This is a genomic window from Ammoniphilus soli, from assembly GCF_040813775.1.
Map to the genome: position 1 here is coordinate 1 of NZ_JBEGDL010000022.1, position 20,102 is coordinate 20,102.

At 41.4% G+C, this 20,102-nt stretch carries 21 protein-coding genes and 3 pseudogenes; 23 read left to right on the plus strand and 1 reads right to left on the minus strand.

Annotated elements, in window-relative coordinates; translation table 11 throughout:
• The 22 genes and pseudogenes from ABLT31_RS27360 to ABLT31_RS27465 form a co-directional block, all read left to right on the plus strand.
• Positions 1-188: pseudogene (locus ABLT31_RS27360) on the plus strand (RraA family protein); the annotation flags it as partial.
• An 18-nt stretch (positions 189-206) separates the two neighbouring features.
• Positions 207-1,100, plus strand: a complete 894-nt coding sequence (locus ABLT31_RS27365) for a DUF1932 domain-containing protein (RefSeq protein ID WP_367757846.1) — start codon at positions 207-209, stop codon at positions 1,098-1,100.
• Between the two features lie 16 nt (positions 1,101-1,116).
• Positions 1,117-2,145, plus strand: a complete 1,029-nt coding sequence (locus ABLT31_RS27370; protein WP_367757848.1) for a tripartite tricarboxylate transporter substrate binding protein — start codon at positions 1,117-1,119, stop codon at positions 2,143-2,145.
• Positions 2,146-2,233: 88 nt separating this feature from the next.
• On the plus strand, positions 2,234-2,683 hold the full coding sequence (locus ABLT31_RS27375) for a tripartite tricarboxylate transporter TctB family protein (RefSeq protein WP_367757850.1): 450 nt from the start codon (positions 2,234-2,236) through the stop codon (positions 2,681-2,683).
• A 14-nt stretch (positions 2,684-2,697) separates the two neighbouring features.
• Positions 2,698-4,206: a tripartite tricarboxylate transporter permease gene (locus tag ABLT31_RS27380; protein ID WP_367757852.1), complete on the plus strand. Its 1,509-nt coding sequence runs from the start codon at positions 2,698-2,700 to the stop codon at positions 4,204-4,206.
• Between the two features lie 17 nt (positions 4,207-4,223).
• Complete coding sequence (locus ABLT31_RS27385) at positions 4,224-5,237, plus strand: tripartite tricarboxylate transporter substrate binding protein (protein WP_367757854.1); 1,014 nt, start codon at positions 4,224-4,226, stop codon at positions 5,235-5,237.
• Between the two features lie 43 nt (positions 5,238-5,280).
• A complete protein-coding gene (locus ABLT31_RS27390) occupies positions 5,281-5,871 on the plus strand; it encodes an HDIG domain-containing metalloprotein (RefSeq protein ID WP_367757855.1) in 591 nt (196 codons plus the stop codon).
• Between the two features lie 32 nt (positions 5,872-5,903).
• On the plus strand, positions 5,904-6,980 hold the full coding sequence (locus ABLT31_RS27395) for a hypothetical protein (protein ID WP_367757856.1): 1,077 nt from the start codon (positions 5,904-5,906) through the stop codon (positions 6,978-6,980).
• A complete protein-coding gene (locus ABLT31_RS27400) occupies positions 6,980-8,002 on the plus strand; it encodes a tripartite tricarboxylate transporter substrate binding protein (protein WP_367757858.1) in 1,023 nt (340 codons plus the stop codon). Before ABLT31_RS27395 ends, ABLT31_RS27400 begins: the two co-directional genes overlap by 1 nt.
• Before the next feature lie 15 nt (positions 8,003-8,017).
• Positions 8,018-8,260 (plus strand): HPr family phosphocarrier protein, encoded by a 243-nt coding sequence (locus ABLT31_RS27405; protein WP_367757860.1) that lies wholly within the window; start codon positions 8,018-8,020, stop codon positions 8,258-8,260.
• A gap of 61 nt (positions 8,261-8,321) precedes the next feature.
• Positions 8,322-9,376 (plus strand): annotated as a pseudogene (locus ABLT31_RS27410) (Ldh family oxidoreductase).
• Positions 9,377-9,483: 107 nt separating this feature from the next.
• Positions 9,484-10,638, plus strand: a complete 1,155-nt coding sequence (locus ABLT31_RS27415) for an MFS transporter (RefSeq protein WP_367757862.1) — start codon at positions 9,484-9,486, stop codon at positions 10,636-10,638.
• A gap of 254 nt (positions 10,639-10,892) precedes the next feature.
• Complete coding sequence (locus ABLT31_RS27420) at positions 10,893-11,105, plus strand: hypothetical protein (protein WP_367757864.1); 213 nt, start codon at positions 10,893-10,895, stop codon at positions 11,103-11,105.
• A gap of 712 nt (positions 11,106-11,817) precedes the next feature.
• On the plus strand, positions 11,818-12,051 hold the full coding sequence (locus tag ABLT31_RS27425) for a hypothetical protein (RefSeq protein ID WP_367757866.1): 234 nt from the start codon (positions 11,818-11,820) through the stop codon (positions 12,049-12,051).
• 929 nt (positions 12,052-12,980) lie between these two features.
• Entirely contained in the window at positions 12,981-13,214 is a 234-nt protein-coding gene (locus ABLT31_RS27430; RefSeq protein ID WP_367757868.1) for a hypothetical protein, read from the plus strand.
• Positions 13,193-13,807 carry a hypothetical protein gene (locus ABLT31_RS27435; RefSeq protein WP_367757870.1) on the plus strand — a complete coding sequence of 205 codons (615 nt, stop codon included), beginning with the start codon at positions 13,193-13,195 and terminating at the stop codon, positions 13,805-13,807. Before ABLT31_RS27430 ends, ABLT31_RS27435 begins: the two co-directional genes overlap by 22 nt.
• Positions 13,808-13,811: 4 nt before the next feature.
• The gene (locus ABLT31_RS27440; RefSeq protein ID WP_367757872.1) at positions 13,812-14,384 is read left to right on the plus strand and encodes a hypothetical protein; all 573 of its coding nucleotides are present in this window, start codon (positions 13,812-13,814) and stop codon (positions 14,382-14,384) included.
• Positions 14,385-14,393: 9 nt separating this feature from the next.
• Positions 14,394-14,744, plus strand: coding sequence for a hypothetical protein (locus ABLT31_RS27445; RefSeq protein ID WP_367757874.1), 351 nt, complete (start codon positions 14,394-14,396; stop codon positions 14,742-14,744).
• Positions 14,745-14,857: 113 nt separating this feature from the next.
• Positions 14,858-15,126, plus strand: a pseudogene (locus ABLT31_RS27450) (spore germination protein).
• Positions 15,127-15,235: 109 nt separating this feature from the next.
• A complete protein-coding gene (locus ABLT31_RS27455; protein WP_367757877.1) occupies positions 15,236-16,285 on the plus strand; it encodes a Ger(x)C family spore germination protein in 1,050 nt (349 codons plus the stop codon).
• Positions 16,286-16,358: 73 nt separating this feature from the next.
• Complete coding sequence (locus ABLT31_RS27460) at positions 16,359-16,592, plus strand: hypothetical protein (RefSeq protein ID WP_367757879.1); 234 nt, start codon at positions 16,359-16,361, stop codon at positions 16,590-16,592.
• A 22-nt stretch (positions 16,593-16,614) separates the two neighbouring features.
• On the plus strand, positions 16,615-17,703 hold the full coding sequence (locus tag ABLT31_RS27465; RefSeq protein ID WP_367757881.1) for a GerAB/ArcD/ProY family transporter: 1,089 nt from the start codon (positions 16,615-16,617) through the stop codon (positions 17,701-17,703).
• Here ABLT31_RS27465 and ABLT31_RS27470 read toward each other — a convergent pair.
• Positions 17,671-18,102 carry a tyrosine-type recombinase/integrase gene (locus ABLT31_RS27470; protein ID WP_367757883.1) on the minus strand — a complete coding sequence of 144 codons (432 nt, stop codon included), beginning with the start codon at positions 18,100-18,102 and terminating at the stop codon, positions 17,671-17,673. The genes ABLT31_RS27465 and ABLT31_RS27470 overlap by 33 nt on opposite strands.
• Before the next feature lie 1,014 nt (positions 18,103-19,116).
• Between ABLT31_RS27470 and pdxS the strand changes: the two genes are divergently transcribed.
• Positions 19,117-20,001 carry a pyridoxal 5'-phosphate synthase lyase subunit PdxS gene (pdxS, locus tag ABLT31_RS27475; protein ID WP_367757885.1) on the plus strand — a complete coding sequence of 295 codons (885 nt, stop codon included), beginning with the start codon at positions 19,117-19,119 and terminating at the stop codon, positions 19,999-20,001.
• Positions 20,002-20,102: the final 101 nt, after the last annotated feature.

Here is a 20,102-nt window from a genome sequence, read left to right on the forward strand (position 1 = left end):
ACGGTGTCATTGTCGTTCCAAGAGAAAAAATCGAAGAAGCGATAGAGAAAGCAGAAAAAAAATTAGAGTATGAACAACAGCGCATGGATGCCATTGCGGACTTTGGGGAGAAACGCAAGCAAGGAGTGGCGAGCGGAACCATCCAACCCTCATGGTTACGAGAGAAAATGGCTAGCTTTGGATTTTAGTTGGGAGGATCAATAGAGATGAAGTTGGGGTTTATTGGGTTTGGAGAAGCTGCTTTTGAATTATCTACCGGATTGAAAGGAGAAGGTATGGAACATATCCTCGCCTTCGATCCGGTATGGAACCATCCGACCTTCGGGTCATTGGTTCAACAACGAGCTCGTCTAGCGCAAGTGGAACTACTGACGACACCTGAAGAGGTGTTAGGGCAAGTCAACATCTTATTCGTAGCCGTGCCTGCCAACAAAGCACTTGAAGTAAGCGAGTCTTTAAAGCCTTTTTTGAAAAAAGATAGTATTTACGTGGATGTATCCGCCTCCGCCCCTGATGTAAAGAGAAAGATTCAGAAGAATATTCAAGAAAAAGGGGTCAGCTTTGTGGATGCCGCCATGATGGGACCGCTGCCGGTGTATAAGCATAAGGTGCCAATCCTTGCGAGCGGGGATGGAACAGATGCCTTGATGACCACGTTGTCGCCTTACGGGATGGAGATCAGTAAGGTGAGCGATAACCCAGGAGATGCTTCAGCGGTGAAGCTCATTCGCAGCATCTACATGAAAGGGGTTGCGGCCTTATTTATTGAACTGTTAGAGGCTGCCCATGAATTTAACGTGGACGAACTGGTGATTGGTTCGATTAGCGAGACCATGAATGGCAGGAGTTTTGAACAGACGATGAACCGTTTGGTCACAGGCACTTCCATCCATGCGCTCCGAAGATCTATCGAATTAGAAGGATCGATTGATATGCTGGAATCATCGAAAATCAATTCTCTCATGTCGAAGGCGGCTCGAGACAAACTTCGGCTACTAGCTGAGTGCAATCTGAAGGAAAAGTTTCAAGGGAATGACCCCAGAGCGTTGGTTAGACGTTATAGCTTCAATGAAAGAAGCTTAAATGAAAACATTTTATAAATAGGGAGCGATGTCTATGAAAAAACTTCTTACTTCTGTACTGGCTATTGCATTATCCCTTGGAACGGTTGTCGGGTGTTCCACTCAACAAACAAATTCATCTGAGGCTACAAAGCCTGCAGAGTCAACTGGTGAGCAGGCGAATACAGAGAAATCAGATTATCCGAATAAGCCCATCAAGTTAGTTGTCTCTTTTGCCGCGGGTGGAGGAACAGATATGGGGGCACGCTTGTTAGCCCCTCATGTAGAGAAGGAATTAGGAGTGCCTGTGGTGGTAGAAAATAAACCGGGTGCAGGCGGTTGGGTCGGTTATTCGGAAATGCTTGGCGCCAAACCGGATGGCTACACGATTGGTTACGTCAATACGCCTGGCTTAATCACAGGCTATGTCAATCCCACAGCCAAAAGGACAGAAAACCTGGATAGTTTTGAATTCATTATCAATCATGTTAAAGATGCGGGAGTTATTGCTGTCCGTGCGGATGAAAAACGCTTTAGCGATTTGAAAGGATTGATAGAATTCGCTAAGACTAACGAATTATCTGCAAGTAGCAACGGAGTAGCTTCTGGAAACCATATCGCTTCCCTTCAAATGAACAAAGAACTGGGAACCAAATTCAGAGCGGTTCAATTCTCCGGAACATCTGAAGCCCTAACCGGTGTGCTGGGCGGACATGTAGATGTATTGATTGCCAAGGTAGGAGAAGTAGTGGAGCCGATGAAAGATGGCCAATTAAAGGTACTAGGAGTCATGATGGCAGAGCGCGTTCCACAATTGCCAGATGTCCCTACTATAAAAGAGGCAGTCGGGGCAGATATTGAAAACTATTCGATTCGAGGGATAGCCGCTCCTAAAGGAGTAGATCCGCAAATCGTAGCTAAGCTCCAAGATGCCTTTGAAAAGGCGATGAAGAATGCTGAACATGAGAAGAAAATGAGTGATTTGGGACTTAATATCGATAGCACCAAAGGCGCAGACTTCAAAGAAATGCTGAGTAAGGAAGAGGCGTCCGTGATCGAGCTTAAGAGTTTGTTAGGCTGGTAGAAACATGAACTAGGCTGTAGTGAAGGAGCTAGAGAAGTCTACAGCCTAGCTTCTATTATAGATATTTTTATAAAGGATGTGAGTTGGATTGAAAAATCTAGGGGTCTACATTAGTTTGTTCTTTCTGCTGATCGGCGGCATTATCCTCTCCGAATCCCTATCCATGGAGTACTATAGCGACTATGGCCCAGGTCCAGGGCTGTTGCCTCTCTGGACAGGCGGTTTGATCATTGTATTAGCTCTTATATACCTTGTCATAACGATTAAGAAAGATGTCATTCTGTTTTCACAAGCGTTACCAAAAGGGGAGGGATTCATCAACGTCATAACGTGTATGGGCTCGCTCATTCTGTTTATGATTATCGTTCCGTTTGCTGGCTTCCTCATTGGCAGTTCCATTACATTGTTTATCTTATTTTTGCGAGGGCATAAATGGCCTTGGGCCTTGGGACTATCCATCTCGGTAGCCGTTATTATCTTTGGCGTATTTGGTGTGTTGCTACAGGTTCCATTACCTGTAAATGAATTTGGTTGGTAGGAGGAACAAGTGGTATGGAATCATTAGGATATTTATTATCGGGATTTGAAACAGCGCTTACGTGGACGAATTTGCTTTATTGCCTTATGGGCGTAACCTTTGGAATGCTGATTGGTGTGCTGCCAGGGCTCGGACCGACAGCGGGAACTGCCCTTCTGCTTCCTCTAACCTTTGCGCTAGAACCTGTGTCTGCCATTATCATGTTGTCTGGGATTTATTACGGATCGATGTATGGGGGAACCATTACCTCTGTACTGATTAATACCCCAGGGGAGGCAGCATCGCTGATTACTTGTTTAGATGGGCACCCATTGGCAAAGCAAGGAAGAGCAGGGGTAGCACTAGGTAGTGCAGGAATCGGTTCCTTTATTGGTGGGATTGTTTCCATTATTGGTTTGGTATTAATTGGACCCCTTGTAGCAAAACAGGCATTGAAATTTGGGCCTCCAGAATTTTTTGCTTTGGTGTCTTTAGGATTAGCGCTACTCCTTGGGTTAATGGGAAAATCTCTACTCAAAGGGATTCTTGGGGCCCTCTTCGGATTGTCTTTGGCATTTGTCGGGCAAGACCCGAGTTCAGGCATCATCCGATTTGCATTTGGTGAAATTCATTTAATGAACGGCTTCGATTTCATCTCCATTGCCATGGGACTATTTGGTCTATCTGAACTGTTCCTCAACGCGGAAGCAAGCATGCGCGCAAATGCAGAAAAACCACCGATGGTAACGGGACTCCTGCCCAACCGTGAAGAATGGAAGCCAACGATGATGTCGATAGGTCGCGGAAGTATATTAGGCTTTGTCATCGGTTTAATTCCTGGAACCAACTCGGTCATTCCGACCATTCTAAGTTATTCTATGGAGAAAAAGCTGGCAAAAGATCCTTCCCGTTTTGGAAAAGGAGCAGTAGAAGGGGTTGCAGGTCCAGAAACGGCCAACAATTCTTATTGTGGCGGGGCATTGATTCCCTTGTTTACCCTAGGGATTCCCAGTTCTCCAGCGATTGCCGTATTGTTAGGGGCCTTTATTATGCATGGGCTGACGCCTGGTCCGCAACTTTTCGAGAAGAATCCTGATTTTGTTTGGGGAATTATCGCTAGTATGTTCATCGGGAATGCCATGCTATTAATTATGAACTTACCTATGGCCAACCTTTGGGCAAGACTTACGATGGTCCCTTACCGAATTCTTTTCCCGATCATTCTTATGATCACCATCGTTGGGACGTATAGCTTGAAAAACAGTTTGTTTGATGTAGGTGCCATGTTAGTGTTTGGGATTATTGGCTATTTCCTTAAAAAAGCAGAATTTCCTCTTGCCCCAATTATCTTGACTTATGTATTGGGCGTTCTTTTAGAGAAAACGTTGCTGCAGTCATTAACTATGTTTCAAGGGGACTTCTTTGGCTTTTTCACTCGTCCAATCTCCGGTACGATCCTTGCAATTGCTATTACGGCCATTATCTTCAGCATCGTAGCTTCTTTAAGGAATAAACGATTAGTTACAGAAGATGTGGAAATGTAATCTAAGTGGAGGAATTTATGAGAAAAATCTTTTCAATAAGTATATTAGCCCTCATTTTCTCGGCTATGATCGGATGTTCTTCACAGAAAGACGTTAGTTCCAATCCAGAGGTAAATACCAACGAAAAGTCTTCTGTTGAAAGTGCTTACCCTAATAAGCCTATCAAATTAATTGTTTCTTATGCGGCAGGCGGAGGTACGGACTTGGGAGCCCGTCAGTTAACGCCATATTTAGAAAAGGAGTTAGGAGTTCCGGTAGTGGTTGAAAATAAGCCTGGCGGTGGAGGTTGGGTGGGCTGGGCAGAAATGCTCAGTGCAACACCGGATGGTTACACGATCGGTTATGTAAATGCACCTGCTGTCTTTGCCGGTTACTTGAACCCATCTGCGCAAAGAAAAGAGAATTTGGATAGCTTTCATTTTATTATCAATCATGTTGTTGACGCGGGTGTCATTGCTGTACGCGCAAATGATAACCGTTTCTCGAATGTAAATGAGTTAATTGAATATGCAAAGAAAAATGAGGTCTCTGTAAACAGCAATGGGGTTGGGACTGAAAATCATATTGCTGCTCTGCAAATGAATGAGCAATTGGGGACAAAGTTAAGATCGGTACAATTCAGTGGCTCCTCGGAATCGATGACAAGTGTTCTAGGAGGGCATGTGGATATATTATTTGCAAAGGTTGGGGAAGTTTTAGAACAAAAAGAAGCAGGTGAATTAAAGATCCTTGCAGTTTTGACACCCGAGCGAGTACCTCAGTTGCCAGACGTACCGACATTAAAAGAAAGCAATGGTTCGTCTATTGAATATCATTCCCTTAGGGCGATTGCAGGTCCAAAAGGAATGGATCCACAAATTACAGCCAAGCTTCAAGATGCGTTCGATAAAGCAATGAATAACCCCGAGCATGTAAAAAAGATGAGCGATATGGGGTTAAATATTGATGGTACAAAAGGAGAAGCCCTCGTAGAGACCTTAAAGAAAGAAGAAGCGATCATGAACGGATTAAAGGGGCTATTGGGTTGGTAAGTTTGATTAAAGAATAATTGTAAGTGTCTATGGAGGTAAAGAGATGGCTTTTTACACAATTCAGACCGGTTCAAGTGAAGAACGCAATCAGGTTAGAAACTGGTTAACCGGCCTTGAGCGCATGTCTTACGATTCGCAGGAGAAAATGATCACCGCGTGGATCAGTTCGTGGAAAAGCAGCAGCTTTTCTAGCCTGGAGCAGATTCCAGGCTTCACTTTCTCTTTTTATAAGCTAACTGACCATGTTAATGATGTGGTTCATTTTGGGACGATGTTAGCTGAACAAGCCATAAAACGATGGGATGTATCGATTGATTGGGAGACTTTGTTGCAGGTTTTTATTCTTCATGATATAGACAAACCCCTCTTGCTTGCTACCAGGGAAGACAGGATTGAAAAGACGGACTTGGCAAGTCAAATCCAGCATGGAGTTTTGGGGGCTTTGCTCTTAAAGGAAATGGGTTTTTCTGAAAAAGTTATAAGTATTGTGGCAACCCATTCCACGAACAGCCCTTTTCATGGCTCATCGAATGAAGCGTATATTTTACATTATGCTGACATGTTTGCAGCCGATCATGCTCTCATGATAGATGGGAAGAGCCCTTTCTATCAAAAGATGTCAATAAAAAAGTGAACTAAACTAAGAAACTATTGAGGTGAAGAGGAATGGGAAATTGGCAATTTATTGGCGGATTGCGTTGGGAAAAAAATCGTTTTGTTCATAATGAAAGCCTAGATATAACTGTCCTGAACGAAGAGGATCGGACCATCCAGCTTTCGGAAGACTCTTTATTAATCCCCGGACTGATAGATTTTCACTGCCATGTGTGGGCACCTGGAGCTTCAGTTGCCGTAACCGATATAGAATATCTATCTTCAGGAGTTATGGCTTGTGTGGATGCTGGAACATTTGGATATGATGGATGGGCCAACGCAGATCGATTATGGCAAAATAGCCCTTTGGAAATTCGCTCATGGCTATCTGTACTCCCAGAGGGGCTGACGATTCATCCGAATCCCAACCCGACGAAGCCGGAAAACATTTCGATGGAACTTCTTTTGCAAACAGCTTCTATAGCAGGGGATAGGCTTTACGGTTATAAAGTAAGGTTAGGTCAAGTAGATGCTCATACGGACCGTGGGTTGCTTGAGGTTGCTCGTACAGCAGCAGAGAAGAGTGGCTTGAAAATGATGGTCCATCTTACAGATTCTTTACTAACCATTGAGGAAGTAGTGGAGATTTTGCGTCCAGGAGATATCCTGACCCACCCTTATCATGGCAAAAGGGGGCATGTTCTTGATGCTAACGGGAAAGTATCTGCAACTTTTAAAACAGCCGTTGAACGAGGCTTATTGTTAGATGTGGGACAAGGTAGCAAGCACTTTGCCTGGAAGGTGTTTCAGCAAGCCATATCAGAAGGCATTAAACCTCATTTCATCAGCTCGGACATCGTAAGAAATACATGGCAGAAACCGCCTGTCGGTGATATGAGTTATATCGTATCCCGTTTTGTAGCTGGAGGACTTTCAAGAGATGAGGTATTTTCATCCGTTCTACAAACCACAAGCGAGTTTATGGGCTTAAAATTCGATTATACCGACCGTCTTCTTCTATTAGAGCCTGATCATTCGGAAATTCAGTATGGTGATTCCGAAGGGGACACGATTAAAGGGAATATTCGCTATGTTCCCTCCTGCCACATTAATCGTGGAAAAACAGTTTATGTAAAGGAGGATATATAATGAAGAAATTTTCTAGCCTAATCTCAGTGCTTGCCCTTTCTATATTCATAACAGCATGTGGTGCCGGGAGCAACGCGCCTGCAAAGGATGCTGCTGCAAAGGACACTGAAAAGACAGCAGCTGTTGGTGAAAAATACCCGGACAAACCGATTAAATTAATTGTATCTTTTGCAGCCGGGGGCGGAATGGATACAGGGGCACGGATTTTAACGCCTTATTTGGAAAAAGAATTGGGCGTCCCTGTTGTGGTCGAGAACAAGCCTGGAGCAGGCGGTTGGGTTGGTTGGCAAGAATTGGTCCAGTCTAAACCAGATGGCTATACGATCGGCTATCTCGGTACACCAAACCTGATGACCGGTTATTTGGATCCAAAATTAAAGAGGCAGGAAACCCTGGATAGTTTTACAATGATTGCTAGCCATGTTACAGATCCCGGAACCATTTCCATCCGAAAAGATGAAACACGGTTTAAAACGATCCAAGAACTATTAGAATATGCAAAAACCAATGAATTAAAAATGACAACAACCGGACCTGGAAGCGATGATCATATTGCGGCACTAAAACTTAATAAAGCTTTTGGCACCAAGTTTATCCCTGTTCATACCAGTGGGTCTGCCGAAGAAGTGACGATGGCATTAGGAGGCCACGTGGATGTCTTATTTGCCAATGTGGTGGATGTCATCAACTTGTATAAAGATGGAGAACTAAAAGTTTTAGCCGTGATGTCGGAAGAAAAGTCACCCATGCTTCCAGACGTTCCGACTTTAAAAGAAAGCGGGTATGAGGGCGTTACCTCTTTTGCTGCACGAGGGTTTGCCGCACCGAAAGGACTTGACGCCGAAAAGCTTAACATTCTCAGCACCGCCTTTGAAAAAGCCATCAAGAATCAGGAGCAAGTTGCAAAACAGGCTGAATCTGGTCTTCAAGTTGAGTACAAAGACAGTGAAGAATACAAAAAGCAATTACAAGAAATAGAAAAGAGTTTACTAGATATTCGCGATCTTTTAGGGTGGCAATAATAGGGGAGGGAATATATGAGTATCATTACGACGACGGCGATTATCGAAATCAACCAAACAGCCAACCAATTTCAATCTAGTATTGTTCTTCGTATAAATAACAGAAATTTGGACGTAAAAAGCATCATTGGTTTAAGTGTAACTCTTGTCACTTCTGATCGATATCAACTGGAAATTCATGGACCAGATGAAGAAGAAGCTAAAGTTCAAATGGTGAATATTTTTCAAAAGCATGGATTAAAAGTGGAACTGGTCTAACCGTTTAGGCAAGTCTTTACCAATATTTATGAAAGAGTAAAACTGAAAGGGATGAAGCAGAATGTCCGGAAAAGTGGTAAAAGTAACCAAAGAAGTTCTAGAATCGTTTGTGAACCGTGTGTTTCAAGCGGCAGGTTTAGATGGGGATCAATCTTCCACCGTGGCCAGGCATCTTGTCCTGGCGAATCTTCGTGGTATTGATTCTCATGGGGTGAGCAGGGTAGATATCTATACTAAACGGCTAGATTGCGGTGTAACAAGTAAACAAAACCAGCCCATTGCAGTAAGGGAAACGCCATCGAGCATGCTGATTGATGGAGGAAATGGTCTAGGTATCATTCTGGCCACAGAAGGAATAAAAATCGCGGTAAGGCGAAAAAGACAGGCATAGCTGCAGTAGGGATTAAAAATTCGACCCATTGTGGGATGCTGGCTGACTACACCATGTATGCGGCAAGGCATAATTGTATAGCCATTGCAACAACCAATGCCCCTTCAAGTATGGCACCTTGGGGCGGAAAGGTCGGTTATTTTGGCACCAATCCTTTCGCGTATGGAGTGCCTGCAGGGGAAGAACAGGATATTATATTTGATATGGCTACGAGTGTCGTCGCACGTGGCAAAATTACATTAGCGCGCAAAAATAATCAATCCATCCCATTAGGGTGGGCCATATCAAAAGAAGGCCATCCGACAACTGATCCTTTGGAAGCCGCTGACGGATTGGTACTTCCTGTTGGGGGAGCCAAAGGTTATGGCCTTGCCTTTCTTGTGGAAGTGTTATCGGGTTTATTAACTGGCGCTGCGTTTGGTCCCTATATCGCTAGTCTAAATAAGGATTTGGATCGAAAACAAAATATAGGGCAATTTTTCTTTGTCATGAGGGCAGATATATTTGAAGAATTGGAAGAGTTTAAGAAACGTATCGATCAAATGATCGCAGAGATACGGAGTATTCCGCTTGCAGAAGGGTTTGAGAAAATTTATCTACCTGGAGAGATTGAATTCGAAAGGACAAAAGAGAGACAGACTACGGGGATTCCACTATCCGTTAAAGTGGTGGATGAGCTTGTAGAAGTTGGAAAGAGATATGGGGTGGAGTGCCCGTTCGATTAAGGGCTTTTAGGTGCGCGTTCTTAAATGGTGCGAGTATTAAGATTTATACTTGACCGTTATTAAAGGAACGCGCTGTTTTTCATCCTGCAAGAAAGGGAACACGAAATATGATTTATTTTATTATTCTACTTTTTTTATTCTTTCATCTCAGTGCGCGTGGAAATACCATGATCACTACTTTATATGCGATCCAACTTCAAGCAAACCCTGTGCAATTGGGTTTTATCATAGCATCAGCTGCGTTGTTTCCAATGATTCTTGCCATCTATGCGGGAAAAGTGTCTGACAGGTTAGGATATCGAATCCCTTTGGTTTTTGGATCCCTAGGTGTAGGTTTAGCTCTTTTATTGCCTTATTTATTCACAGATAAACTCTTTATCTTGTACCTATCTCAGTTGTTATTTGGGCTTGCATATATATTCGTTCTTGTCCCCCTACAAAATCTAGTAGGTTCTTTAAGTAGTTTAGAAACGCGCTCACGTAACTTTTCTACCAATAGTTTAAGCATTTCTTTGGCTAGTTTGCTAGGTCCGGCTATAACAGGTTTTTCTATTGACCATTTGAATTATGCAACGACTTATTTAGGCTTATCTATCATGGCTGCCGTTCCCGGAATATTGATCGTTTGGCATGGGTTCCCCTTTCCAGGCACCGCGATAAAAGAAGAGGACTCCAAAGAGCGTCTGATGGATCTTATAACTTCGCCTGCTTTAAGAAAAATGTATATGATGAGTGGCGTACTGCTCACAGGGATTGGCATGTATGAATTTTATTTTCCTATTTTTGCTGAGCATATCGGTTTCTCAGCTTCCACAATCGGTATCCTTCTTAGTATCAATGCATCAGCCTATTTTATTGTTCGTTTATTTTTGCCCTGGCTAATCCGAAAATTCCATGAAGAAGCCATCCTGACAGGGTGCTTATTTTTATCGGCAGTCCCATTTTTCCTTATTCCTTGGTTCCATGATTTTATCTCATTAGCACTGATATCTTTCATACTAGGATTAGCTCTGGGGTGTGGTCAGCCTTTATCCATTGTATTGGCTTATAACTATTCACCTAAGGGAAGGACAGGGGAAGTGCTTGGCATAAGGCTTACAGTGAATAAAGTCGTACAGCTTCTAGTTCCCATTTTGTTCGGTTCCATCGGTTCTCTATTAGGTTTTTTTCCGATCTTTTGGTCAAACGCTGTATTGTTTTTGATTAGTGGATTAAAGGGTCTTGAGAAAGGAGGAAAGAATCAGAAGGATATCGTTTCATAGTAACTGGATTATTTAGGATTTGAGGGGAGGATTCTCTGTGGTGCAGCGATGGTTTTGCACTACATGGATGGCTAACGGAAGTTTATTATTCAGGAAGGCTGCTAAGGCAGTCTTCTTTCATTTTGTTGAAGCAAAGGGGAGGTTAATTATACAAACCTGATTGGAGACATTTGTTATATTTGTTTTTGAATAAAGGGAAATCTACGGAGAATAGGAGGTGAAGGGAAAAGGTAATTTCAAAGTAGTTTTTTTCGGTGGATTTGATAATAATGATGATTACTGGTATAGCTGGGGCTGATAATGAGCCTTTTTTTGAAGAATTACCAACAACGGAAACTTCAAAGAAATGGTTGGTAGAGATTAATAAGCCAAGTGATAAAGTTCCTCCGCCAAACCCTGAAGATGCTGAAGCTTATAGTCTATCGGTCAAAAATATTAGGGATACGGCTTATCGATTTTCCTTCTAGGTGTATATTAAATCACTTAACAGTCCAGAAATAATGTCTTTAATGTCTTGTATAGTCTGTAATGGGGAACCGACAGAGGTTAAACATAAAGTAGAAGGCATGATTATTAACAATTTTGCATTACCAGTAAGTGCAGAAGAATTTGAAGTGGTGGTTACATGGTCGAATTCAACAGAAGGAATGCCTAAATTCAAGCAAAGTGTTGTTTTTAATTGCGATTAAAAAATAAAGAAGGGAAGGAGAGCTACCGCTTACTTCTCTTTTTTTGTTTACAGGAGATAGTTCAATAAAAAGTGGCAATCCAGACGTTATTTTCATCGTTCTGGATTGCCACTTTGTTGTTTATCGGGGCTTAGTCTAAAACATTATTTTCATTTGAAGTAGTCCAATTTATATTTTCCGAAAAAATCCATCTCTATAGCCGTTTTTGGACTTATCTCGGACTTACCTCATATTCACTATGGAACTGAACTACTCCGTTTTATTTGTAAAGGTGGTATTTATTTTACAAATATTTATTAATTAAATTTTATACCTTTACAAACAGCAAATCTAGCGTTTTTTAGCGTGTTAAAAAGGTATACCTTTACAAATAAGTGAACGGTGAAAATTTGCGAATTATCTGGTCGAAGAAAATTTATAAAAGTGTGTGTAGAACATCTTCCTCTTACGAAGTATTTACGAATACATAAATTTAAGAGGAGATGATCTTATGTGGTTTGATGAAAATCAATGGGCTGAGGAAATGATTATCCATGAGGAGGAGAGAAAAGAAGAATTTTATGACATTTATGATGTGGAACCAATGATTCAGAAACTAGAAGTTCGAATAGAAAAACTGGAAGAACGTTTCTATTTATCTCGTTTAAGAAAAGAGAGATACCATATCCGCAAGAAACTGATATCATTATATTCGGCTTTAGATAAACTCACACATCAGATTTAACAAAAGATTCGATATTAATGTTAACAGAGATTTATACTTATCTATCATCCGCTTAATTGGCAGTCGATTTTAACCATGAAAATAAACTTCTCTAAACTCCGAAAAAAGACAACACCAAAGAGGACCCGTCTCATTCGTTTAAAAAAAAATGGAGAGAGCCTCAATTCATTGATCTATGGATTGGATGGACTGGATTAAGAACCAGTATGGACAGTTCTGTATATTTTCATTCTCTGTGGTGCAGCGCTGGTTTTGCGCTGCATGGACTAACGGGAATCGTTAGCTTCGGGACATAGACACGTTCCTATTCTCTTTTAAGTTTAATATCATGTTGAGGTGAAACTATGTTCCCAAAACCAATTGGGCAAAAAATAGCCTTTATAGTCATCTTAATTATTCTCATTATTGCATTTTACCTGCATGGAGAAGGTGGATTGTTTTTAAACTCCCTCAGTTTAATTCATTTATCTCACGAAAGCTCGCTCATTCGTAGGATTTCTTTCACTCGGAATAAGAATAATGGATGAAGGGGGAAGAGGCATGGCCAGTTTAGTTAAATGAGGGCATGAGGAAATAGGGGATCTAAACAAAATCCCATATACTACCATTATCATGCACGCATTTTCCACGCAGACCTTAGAGGCTTTCCCTCCCATGTCTCAACGGGTCATAGCCCTTTCATTCCTTCGTTACGCCTATCCAAGGGGTGGAGGCCGGTTTTGCTAACGGAACGGGTCGGTGCCCTTTTGTGAAGTACATCCGGTACTCCGTGCTTTGTTTGTTGAAATCCTACGAATAAGCCAACTTTCGTACAATGCTCTTAAAATTAAGCTGCTACTGGTATAGTCGTTAATACTTTTTCAGGGGTGTACTCTAATCCACTACGTGCCATTCCTACTAAGACGCGAGCAAGCTTACCGCATAGTTTCATGATGGACTTCATTTTTTTTACCGTTTATCGTTCAGCGGAAGCAGAAAGTTACAGTATGAAATATGTCACCTTTGGAATGGATGTTTTGGCTTTTATTGGTCAGTTGCGTTTTAAAGAGCACAAACATCGTGGTGAAATTGCCGCAGAGCTTCTTCAACGAGGGTTAAGACATCCGAGCGGAACGTTCAAAAGCTTTATGAACGCTATTCTTTGCTCCTCCGTGCTAGTCTAGATGACCATGTCAAACAGGTATTACGACAAGTAGTCGAAGATCATAAAGGCATTGTTTTATCGATCGATGGGGTTCAACCGGAAAAGGGAAATGAAACTCTTTATGTCATTCGTGAAGTGTTAAGCGGAACCGTTGTCGCTGCAAAGAACGTGAAAAGTAGTTCCACCGCTGAATTAAAAGAATTTATCCGACCTGTTTTAGACTTGGGGTTTCCGATCCTTGGTTTTGTTAGTGATGGGCAACTTTCTATTCGTAAGGCGATTGAGGAGTTAAGGCCAAACCTCCCTTATCAATACTGCCAGTATCATTATCTCAAGGACATTGCAAAACCTGTGGTAGATAAGGATCGTAAACTCAAGACTTCCATAAAGAAGGATCTTCGTGGAATACGTGCAGTAGAGAAAAAAGCAAACACATCAGACACTTTAGAGGCCGAAGTGGCCTTAGATTATGCAGCCGCCATTCGATCTGTTTTATTGGAGGATGGGAAGGCTCCATTAGATTTACCGGGCATGAAGGTATACGAGAGAACGAAAGAGATTCAAGACTCTCTAGAAACATGTCTGGTAAAAAAGGGGCTCTCCTCTACTTGAAAACTTGTTCAGAATAGTCAGTAAAGTAACGAGCTATTCCAAAGATTACGAAGCGGTAGCAAGATGGCATAATCGGATCATTCAAATCGCCCTCATTTTAGCGCCAGCGAAAAATAAGACAGGAAAAAGTGTAGAAAAGCGATTAAACCAATATCTGAATGAGACCAAAAAGAAACTTAACAAAGAACAGGATCAGCCTTTTGTAGACAATCTAATGAATTACTGCAAAGGATTCTGGAAAGGACTGTTCACGTGCTACGATCATCCTCTGATCCCAAGAACGAATAATGACTTAGAGTTATTTTTTCGGGAGATTAAAAGGGATCATCGTAGAATAACCGGATTACGGAGCTGGAATCGCTACATTATGAGACACGGAGAGAATGTTGTATTGACCGCAGACGCCATCAAGGATGAAAACATTCAACTCCGCATCACCTCCATAAACTATGAAACGTATAAAATGGTTAAACAACAGTGGAAGAATCGAACACTGGAGCATGTAAAGCATCTACGTTTTAAAAAAGATCCCAAAAAATTCCTAGCCAATCTGGAGGAAAGATGGCTTAATGGTTAATCGTGCCAAATGTTCCGTCTAAGTTTAAAAAAACATCGACTTCTTGGTATCTTTAAGTTATTTGGGGATTCTCCTTTTCAAGTCATCGAAGCAGTGTATCCCGGTCACTTTCAACCGTGGGAATTGTTGAATGTTCCGATGAATTATTGGAAGAATCCAGAGAATGTAAAACAGACGTTGGATTGGTTTCTTTTTCAAAAGCTCGGCTTTACTTCTTATGAAGAAGCTCTAGAAAAAATCACAAAAAAACACTTTTCTCAATATCGATTGACTGGATTTTTTCATATGGCTTTCGATTTTCGATTATTTAAGGTACAACAATGGATAAAAGAACAAACAACACAAAAAATATGCAAATAAACCATTCATCAGGATGAATAATAAATATGAAAAAATAACAGAAGAGGGGTGCAAACATGGGATTTATCAAATCCATCACGGCGATTTCGAGTTTCGTTTTTCCATCTTTTAATATGTCGATTTCCGTAAGAATTTTGCGTTTTCTCTTGATGGGGATGGCCGCTTCCTTTGGGTTATTTGGTACTATCGTCGGCTTAATTGCGATCGTTCTTTCGGCGTTCCCTATATGACTCCTTTTGCTCCCTTTATCCTTGCTGATCAAAAGGATACGATTTTTCGTTTGCCTCATTGGGGAATGTTTTCCCGTCCCCGTTTGATCAGCCAGAAAAACGTGATTCGAGAGCAAAATCCTCTGACCCCGAAACCCGAGCCGCGAAAATAAATATAGAAGGAACGGAAAGGAGTTTGACTTATGGACAGAAAGTGGGTTCTGTTGTTCCATTTCATCCTTTTACTTACTTTCATTTCTGGGTTGTTGGAGCCGCCGGGAATTGAACGATCTCGCGATCGCGGTAGGTATAGGGATCGATAAATCCGGGGAGCAATATCGGATCTCCGTTCAAGTGGCTGATCCAGGAGAAGTAGCTACAAGAAAAGGCACCAGTGGACGTACACCGGTCGTGATGTATCAAGAGACCGGAAATACTGTGTTAGAGGCGATTAGAAGAATGAATGCGGTTGCCCCTCGAAAGATCTATTTTTCTCATCTTCGGATAGCCGTCATCGGTGAAGAATTGGCAAAGGAAGGAATCAGCAAAACTTTGGATTTTCTATCGAGAGACCAGGAACTTCGATCGGATTTTTATCTTGTTGTAGCGAAGGAGACAAGCGCCGAAAATGTATTGAAGATCTTAGCGTCGTTGGAAAAATTACCAGCCACTAAAATGTTCAATTCCCTCGAAACATCGGAAAAAGCTTGGGCACCAACTGTGTCCATCACATTAGATAAGCTGATATCCGACTTGGTCAGTGAAGTGAAAGGCCCGGTGTTAACGGGAATCAAAGTGAAGGGCGAGCAAAAAACAGGCGAAAGAAAGGAGAATGTAGAAAGGATTGATTCTCCTGCTCAATTGCAATATTCAGGTATTGCGATATTTAAAAAAGATAAACTGGTAGGCTGGCTAAACGAGCAAGAAAGTAAAGGATACAGCAACTTCACAGACAAATTGGACAGCACGGTTATTGAAGTCCCTTGTCTGAAAGGCGGGAAATTAGGTGTTGAGGTCATTCGATCGGAAACAAAGGTGAAGGGGAAAGTAGCGAACGGAAAACCAAAAGTGGATGTTATGATTCGAACGGAAGCCGATGTCGCGGAAGTAGCCTGTCATATTGATCTTTCCAAATCTCAAACGATTTATGATTTGGAAACAGAAGTTGAAAAAGCCATAAAAGGTCAATGTGAATCTTCAGTGAAAAAAGCTAAAAAATTAAAAATCGATATCTTTGGTTTTGGTGAAGCCATCCACCGAGCAGATCCTAAGGCTTGGAAAAAAATTAAGAAAGATGGGATCAGGAATTGGTTGATCTGCCGGTACAGGTAAAGGCAGATGTAAAGATCCGGCGCATAGGGACAGTGGGTGAATCCTTCCTGGAAGAATTAAAGGAGTAAACAATATGGAGACAAGTGTAGGAATCATACTGGTAGCTCTTGCGATCATCATGATTGAGGTTCCCCACCTTTTGAAAAAAGGGTTCAAAAAGGAACTATGGACATTTTCCATCCTGCTCCTCTTTGGGACGGGGTTAAGCATTGCGAAGGGGCTGCAAGCCGATCTTCCGAACCCCCTGGATTGGATTGCTGCCTTTTATAAACCCATGAATGATTTACTATTCGGTTTGTTAAAATAAAAGGAAAGGAACGGTAAAGAGGATGTTAGAGAACGGCAAAATTGGCGTACGGCAATTTACGATATTAGTTTGTCTCTTTACCATTGGCGGTATCATTTTAATCATTCCATCCATTCTTGCTTCCGAGGCCAAACAGGATGCTTGGATTGCGGCTATACTAGCGCTGGGAATAGGGGTGTTAGTTATACCTTTGTACAGCGCTCTAGGAAGCCGATTTCCTGATATGTCCTTAGTCGAGTACAGTGAAGAAATTTTGGGGAAATGGCTGGGAAAAACGATTTCTCTTCTATTTTGTACCTATTTCTTTGTGAATACTGCACTCACTCTCAGAACGATAGGGGATTTTATGACGACGCAAGTGATGCCGGAAACCCCAATCCAGGCTATCCTTATTATTTTTTTAGGCATTGTCATCATGGGGGCAAGGCTTGGACTAGAACCATTGTCCCGTGCAGCAGAAATTTTCTTTCCCTGGGTCATCTTTCTTTTTCTTGTTTTGGCCGTGTCCCTCTTCCCACAAATCAAAATGGAGAACATACAACCTATGTTAGAAGAAGGGATAAAACCTGTACTGCGGGCTGCGGTTCCATATGTTGGTTCTACGTTTTTGGAACTTGTTGTTTTTTTAATGATCGTTCCATATATTAATCGGACAAAAAAAGCAGGGAAAGCCCTTTGGGAAGGAGCTCTTATGGGGGGGATAATATTAACCATTATTTCGCTTTTAACAGTACTAGTCATTGGTGCTGATATGACGGCACGACAAACCTACCCCAGCTATGTGTTAGCAAAAAAAATTAACGTGGCTAACTTCTTAACACGGATCGAAGCAATAATGGCTGGCATTTGGTTTTTGACCATCTTTTTCAAATTAACCCTTTTTTTCTATTCAACAGCATTAAGTCTTGCCCAAACGCTGAAACTAAAAGACTACCGTTTTTTAACTTTCCCTTTAGGAATGATTCTGGTTGTCTTTACCCTTGTGCAAAGCCCAAATGTAGTCTATCTTAAAACGTTTAATAAGGAAATATTGTTTCACTATTCCCTGACATTTGGACTTTTTTTTCCGCTGTTGCTTTTAGGAGTAGCTGCATTTTCGAAAAAATCGTGAATTCACCGTCATCCTTCCCGTTCCTTTGCGGCCGACCTTGGACGGAACGAATAGAGGTTTTACATTAGAGGAAAGTTCATATTGTTCGCTTCGAACTTCTAAGTACTCTTCTAAGTTAATTAACGCTCCATCGAAATCCACAATATCTTCTTTATTCCCTTTACGGAGAACATTCAGAGTTCGGTTGAATTTATTCACATCATCGACATCCAAATTCACCAGTTCCGAAATACGAAGACCGGATCCGAGAAAAAGGGAGAGGATGGCCACATCTCGTTCTTTGTTCATTCGGTGAAACTGGATCATCCTCCTCGCTCCGCGGTCTTTTTTTGTATCGCCAGTGAGTTGCTCCTCATAGATTTTCGGGTATCCTTCGGCTACAAATTGGATGAAGTCCACAAATTCATCTTTCGAATCGGTCGTTCGAAGATTGGCTTTCTATTTTTTCGGCTTTTTTGGAAACCGATACCCGTACAGAAGCGAGCTCCACTTTAGCCATGACATTCCTTTTCAGGTAAGGGTAGAGATTTTTGTCTTCCGTAATCTGAGAAAGGTAGTGGAAGAGAACTTTTCAGAGAGGAAAGCTTGCGATTCACAGTTAAGTAAGCATTGCGAAGTCGAATTCACAGGTAGTTTTCAAACTCCGTAATATCTTTGATTTGTAACTTTTCCAATATCAGAAGTGGGATTTCTTGAATTGTTTTGTACGCATGCTTTGTTAGTAGCCATTCAAAGAACGTTCGGTAATCATAGAGATATTCATGAATCAATTGGGGAGAAGATTTCCCTAATTTATGTTGAATAAATTCTTGAACGTAGAAGGGAAAGCTGGATACTTTTTCATCAATTTTTGAATTAACCGATCATATACATAATCTTTCATAAAAAACCTCCGGTTAAAATTACACAAAATGCGATATTAATGAAATTATATACCGTAACAAAACCTCTATTTTGTAACGGTGTTAATTGAGTTTATAATTGTTATGGAAAATAAAATCTATATTGACAATGTAACCATATCAAGTATAATAGCCCTATAATCTTCACCTCTAGGAAGATAGCTCTTTCATGAACGGTGAAAAAGAAACTGTTTAATAATTAAAAGTAAATAAATGTATAGAATACTGCCTAATCTTCTTCACTCTAAGAAACTAGAGAAAAAAAAGATAGAAGCCAGTAATATGATACTAATTATCATATTACTGGCTTTTTTGTTTAATTTCAAAGGTTGCAAATACATGCCTAGAATTAATCCTAGGAGAGTATTTGGAGTGTTTGAAATACTACTTTTCTAGCATCTCTCTCAGTTATATAGGGGAGTATAATTCGCTGCTCCCCATTTTTTCTTATTTTATAATGAAGCAAAACTTACAATTATTTGTAAATTAATTCGTGAAGGAGATTATTAAGATGAATACACAAGGTACAATGCGTGTCAAAAGAGGAATGGCGGAAATGCAAAAAGGCGGCGTAATTATGGATGTAATTAACTCTGAACAAGCAAGAATAGCGGAATCCGCCGGGGCAGTTGCGGTAATGGCTTTAGAGCGAGTACCCGCTGATATCCGTGCTTCAGGTGGCGTGGCTAGAATGGCAGACCCAACCATTATTGAAGAAGTGATGAAAAGCGTTTCTGTTCCGGTCATGGCAAAGGCTCGTATCGGTCATATCGTTGAGGCAAAAATACTTGAAGCTTTAGGTGTGGATTACATTGATGAGAGTGAAGTTCTTACTCCTGCTGATGAATTGTTTCATATTAATAAGAAAGAATTTACGGTTCCCTTTGTATGTGGTGCACGTGATCTTGGTGAAGCCCTTCGACGGATTGGGGAAGGGGCATCTATGATTCGGACAAAAGGGGAGCCGGGAACAGGGAATATTGTGGAAGCCGTTCGCCACCAGCGTATGATACAAAGTCAAATTCGAAAGATAGAAAACTTGTCTTATGATGAACTGATGGCCGAGGCTAAAAACTTAGCAGCTCCATTTGAGCTCCTCGAATTTGTTCATACTAATGGAAAACTACCTGTTGTTAACTTTGCTGCCGGAGGAGTATCGACCCCTGCAGACGCCGCCCTGATGATGCATTTAGGATCTGATGGTGTTTTTGTGGGGTCTGGGATCTTTAAATCCGAGCACCCAGAAAGATTTGCTAAAGCGATCGTTGAGGCGACCACATATCCTGAGGATTTCGAATTGATTGCCCAATTGTCAAAAAAATTAGGTACACCTATGAAAGGAATCGAACTCTCTACATTACTACAGAACCAACGAATGTCCGAACGGGGTTGGTAGTATTTGGATTGGTTCTTATAGTATAATGAAATGTATAGATTTTGGTAAAACTAGGTATTAGCTTGGAATAGAGATCAGAGAACCAAACAAAGGAGTGTATA

Coding starts and splice junctions, on each gene's coding strand:
- ABLT31_RS27395 (WP_367757856.1), top strand. CDS start 5,904: ATGGGAAATTGGCAATTTATTGGCGGATTGCGTTGGGAAAAAAATCGT.
- pdxS (WP_367757885.1), top strand. CDS start 19,117: ATGAATACACAAGGTACAATGCGTGTCAAAAGAGGAATGGCGGAAATG.
- ABLT31_RS27405 (WP_367757860.1), top strand. CDS start 8,018: ATGAGTATCATTACGACGACGGCGATTATCGAAATCAACCAAACAGCC.
- ABLT31_RS27465 (WP_367757881.1), top strand. CDS start 16,615: ATGTTAGAGAACGGCAAAATTGGCGTACGGCAATTTACGATATTAGTT.
- ABLT31_RS27425 (WP_367757866.1), top strand. CDS start 11,818: ATGTGGTTTGATGAAAATCAATGGGCTGAGGAAATGATTATCCATGAG.
- ABLT31_RS27430 (WP_367757868.1), top strand. CDS start 12,981: ATGATGGACTTCATTTTTTTTACCGTTTATCGTTCAGCGGAAGCAGAA.
- ABLT31_RS27400 (WP_367757858.1), top strand. CDS start 6,980: ATGAAGAAATTTTCTAGCCTAATCTCAGTGCTTGCCCTTTCTATATTC.
- ABLT31_RS27370 (WP_367757848.1), top strand. CDS start 1,117: ATGAAAAAACTTCTTACTTCTGTACTGGCTATTGCATTATCCCTTGGA.
- ABLT31_RS27415 (WP_367757862.1), top strand. CDS start 9,484: ATGATTTATTTTATTATTCTACTTTTTTTATTCTTTCATCTCAGTGCG.
- ABLT31_RS27385 (WP_367757854.1), top strand. CDS start 4,224: ATGAGAAAAATCTTTTCAATAAGTATATTAGCCCTCATTTTCTCGGCT.
- ABLT31_RS27365 (WP_367757846.1), top strand. CDS start 207: ATGAAGTTGGGGTTTATTGGGTTTGGAGAAGCTGCTTTTGAATTATCT.
- ABLT31_RS27460 (WP_367757879.1), top strand. CDS start 16,359: ATGGAGACAAGTGTAGGAATCATACTGGTAGCTCTTGCGATCATCATG.
- ABLT31_RS27445 (WP_367757874.1), top strand. CDS start 14,394: ATGTTCCGTCTAAGTTTAAAAAAACATCGACTTCTTGGTATCTTTAAG.
- ABLT31_RS27390 (WP_367757855.1), top strand. CDS start 5,281: ATGGCTTTTTACACAATTCAGACCGGTTCAAGTGAAGAACGCAATCAG.
- ABLT31_RS27380 (WP_367757852.1), top strand. CDS start 2,698: ATGGAATCATTAGGATATTTATTATCGGGATTTGAAACAGCGCTTACG.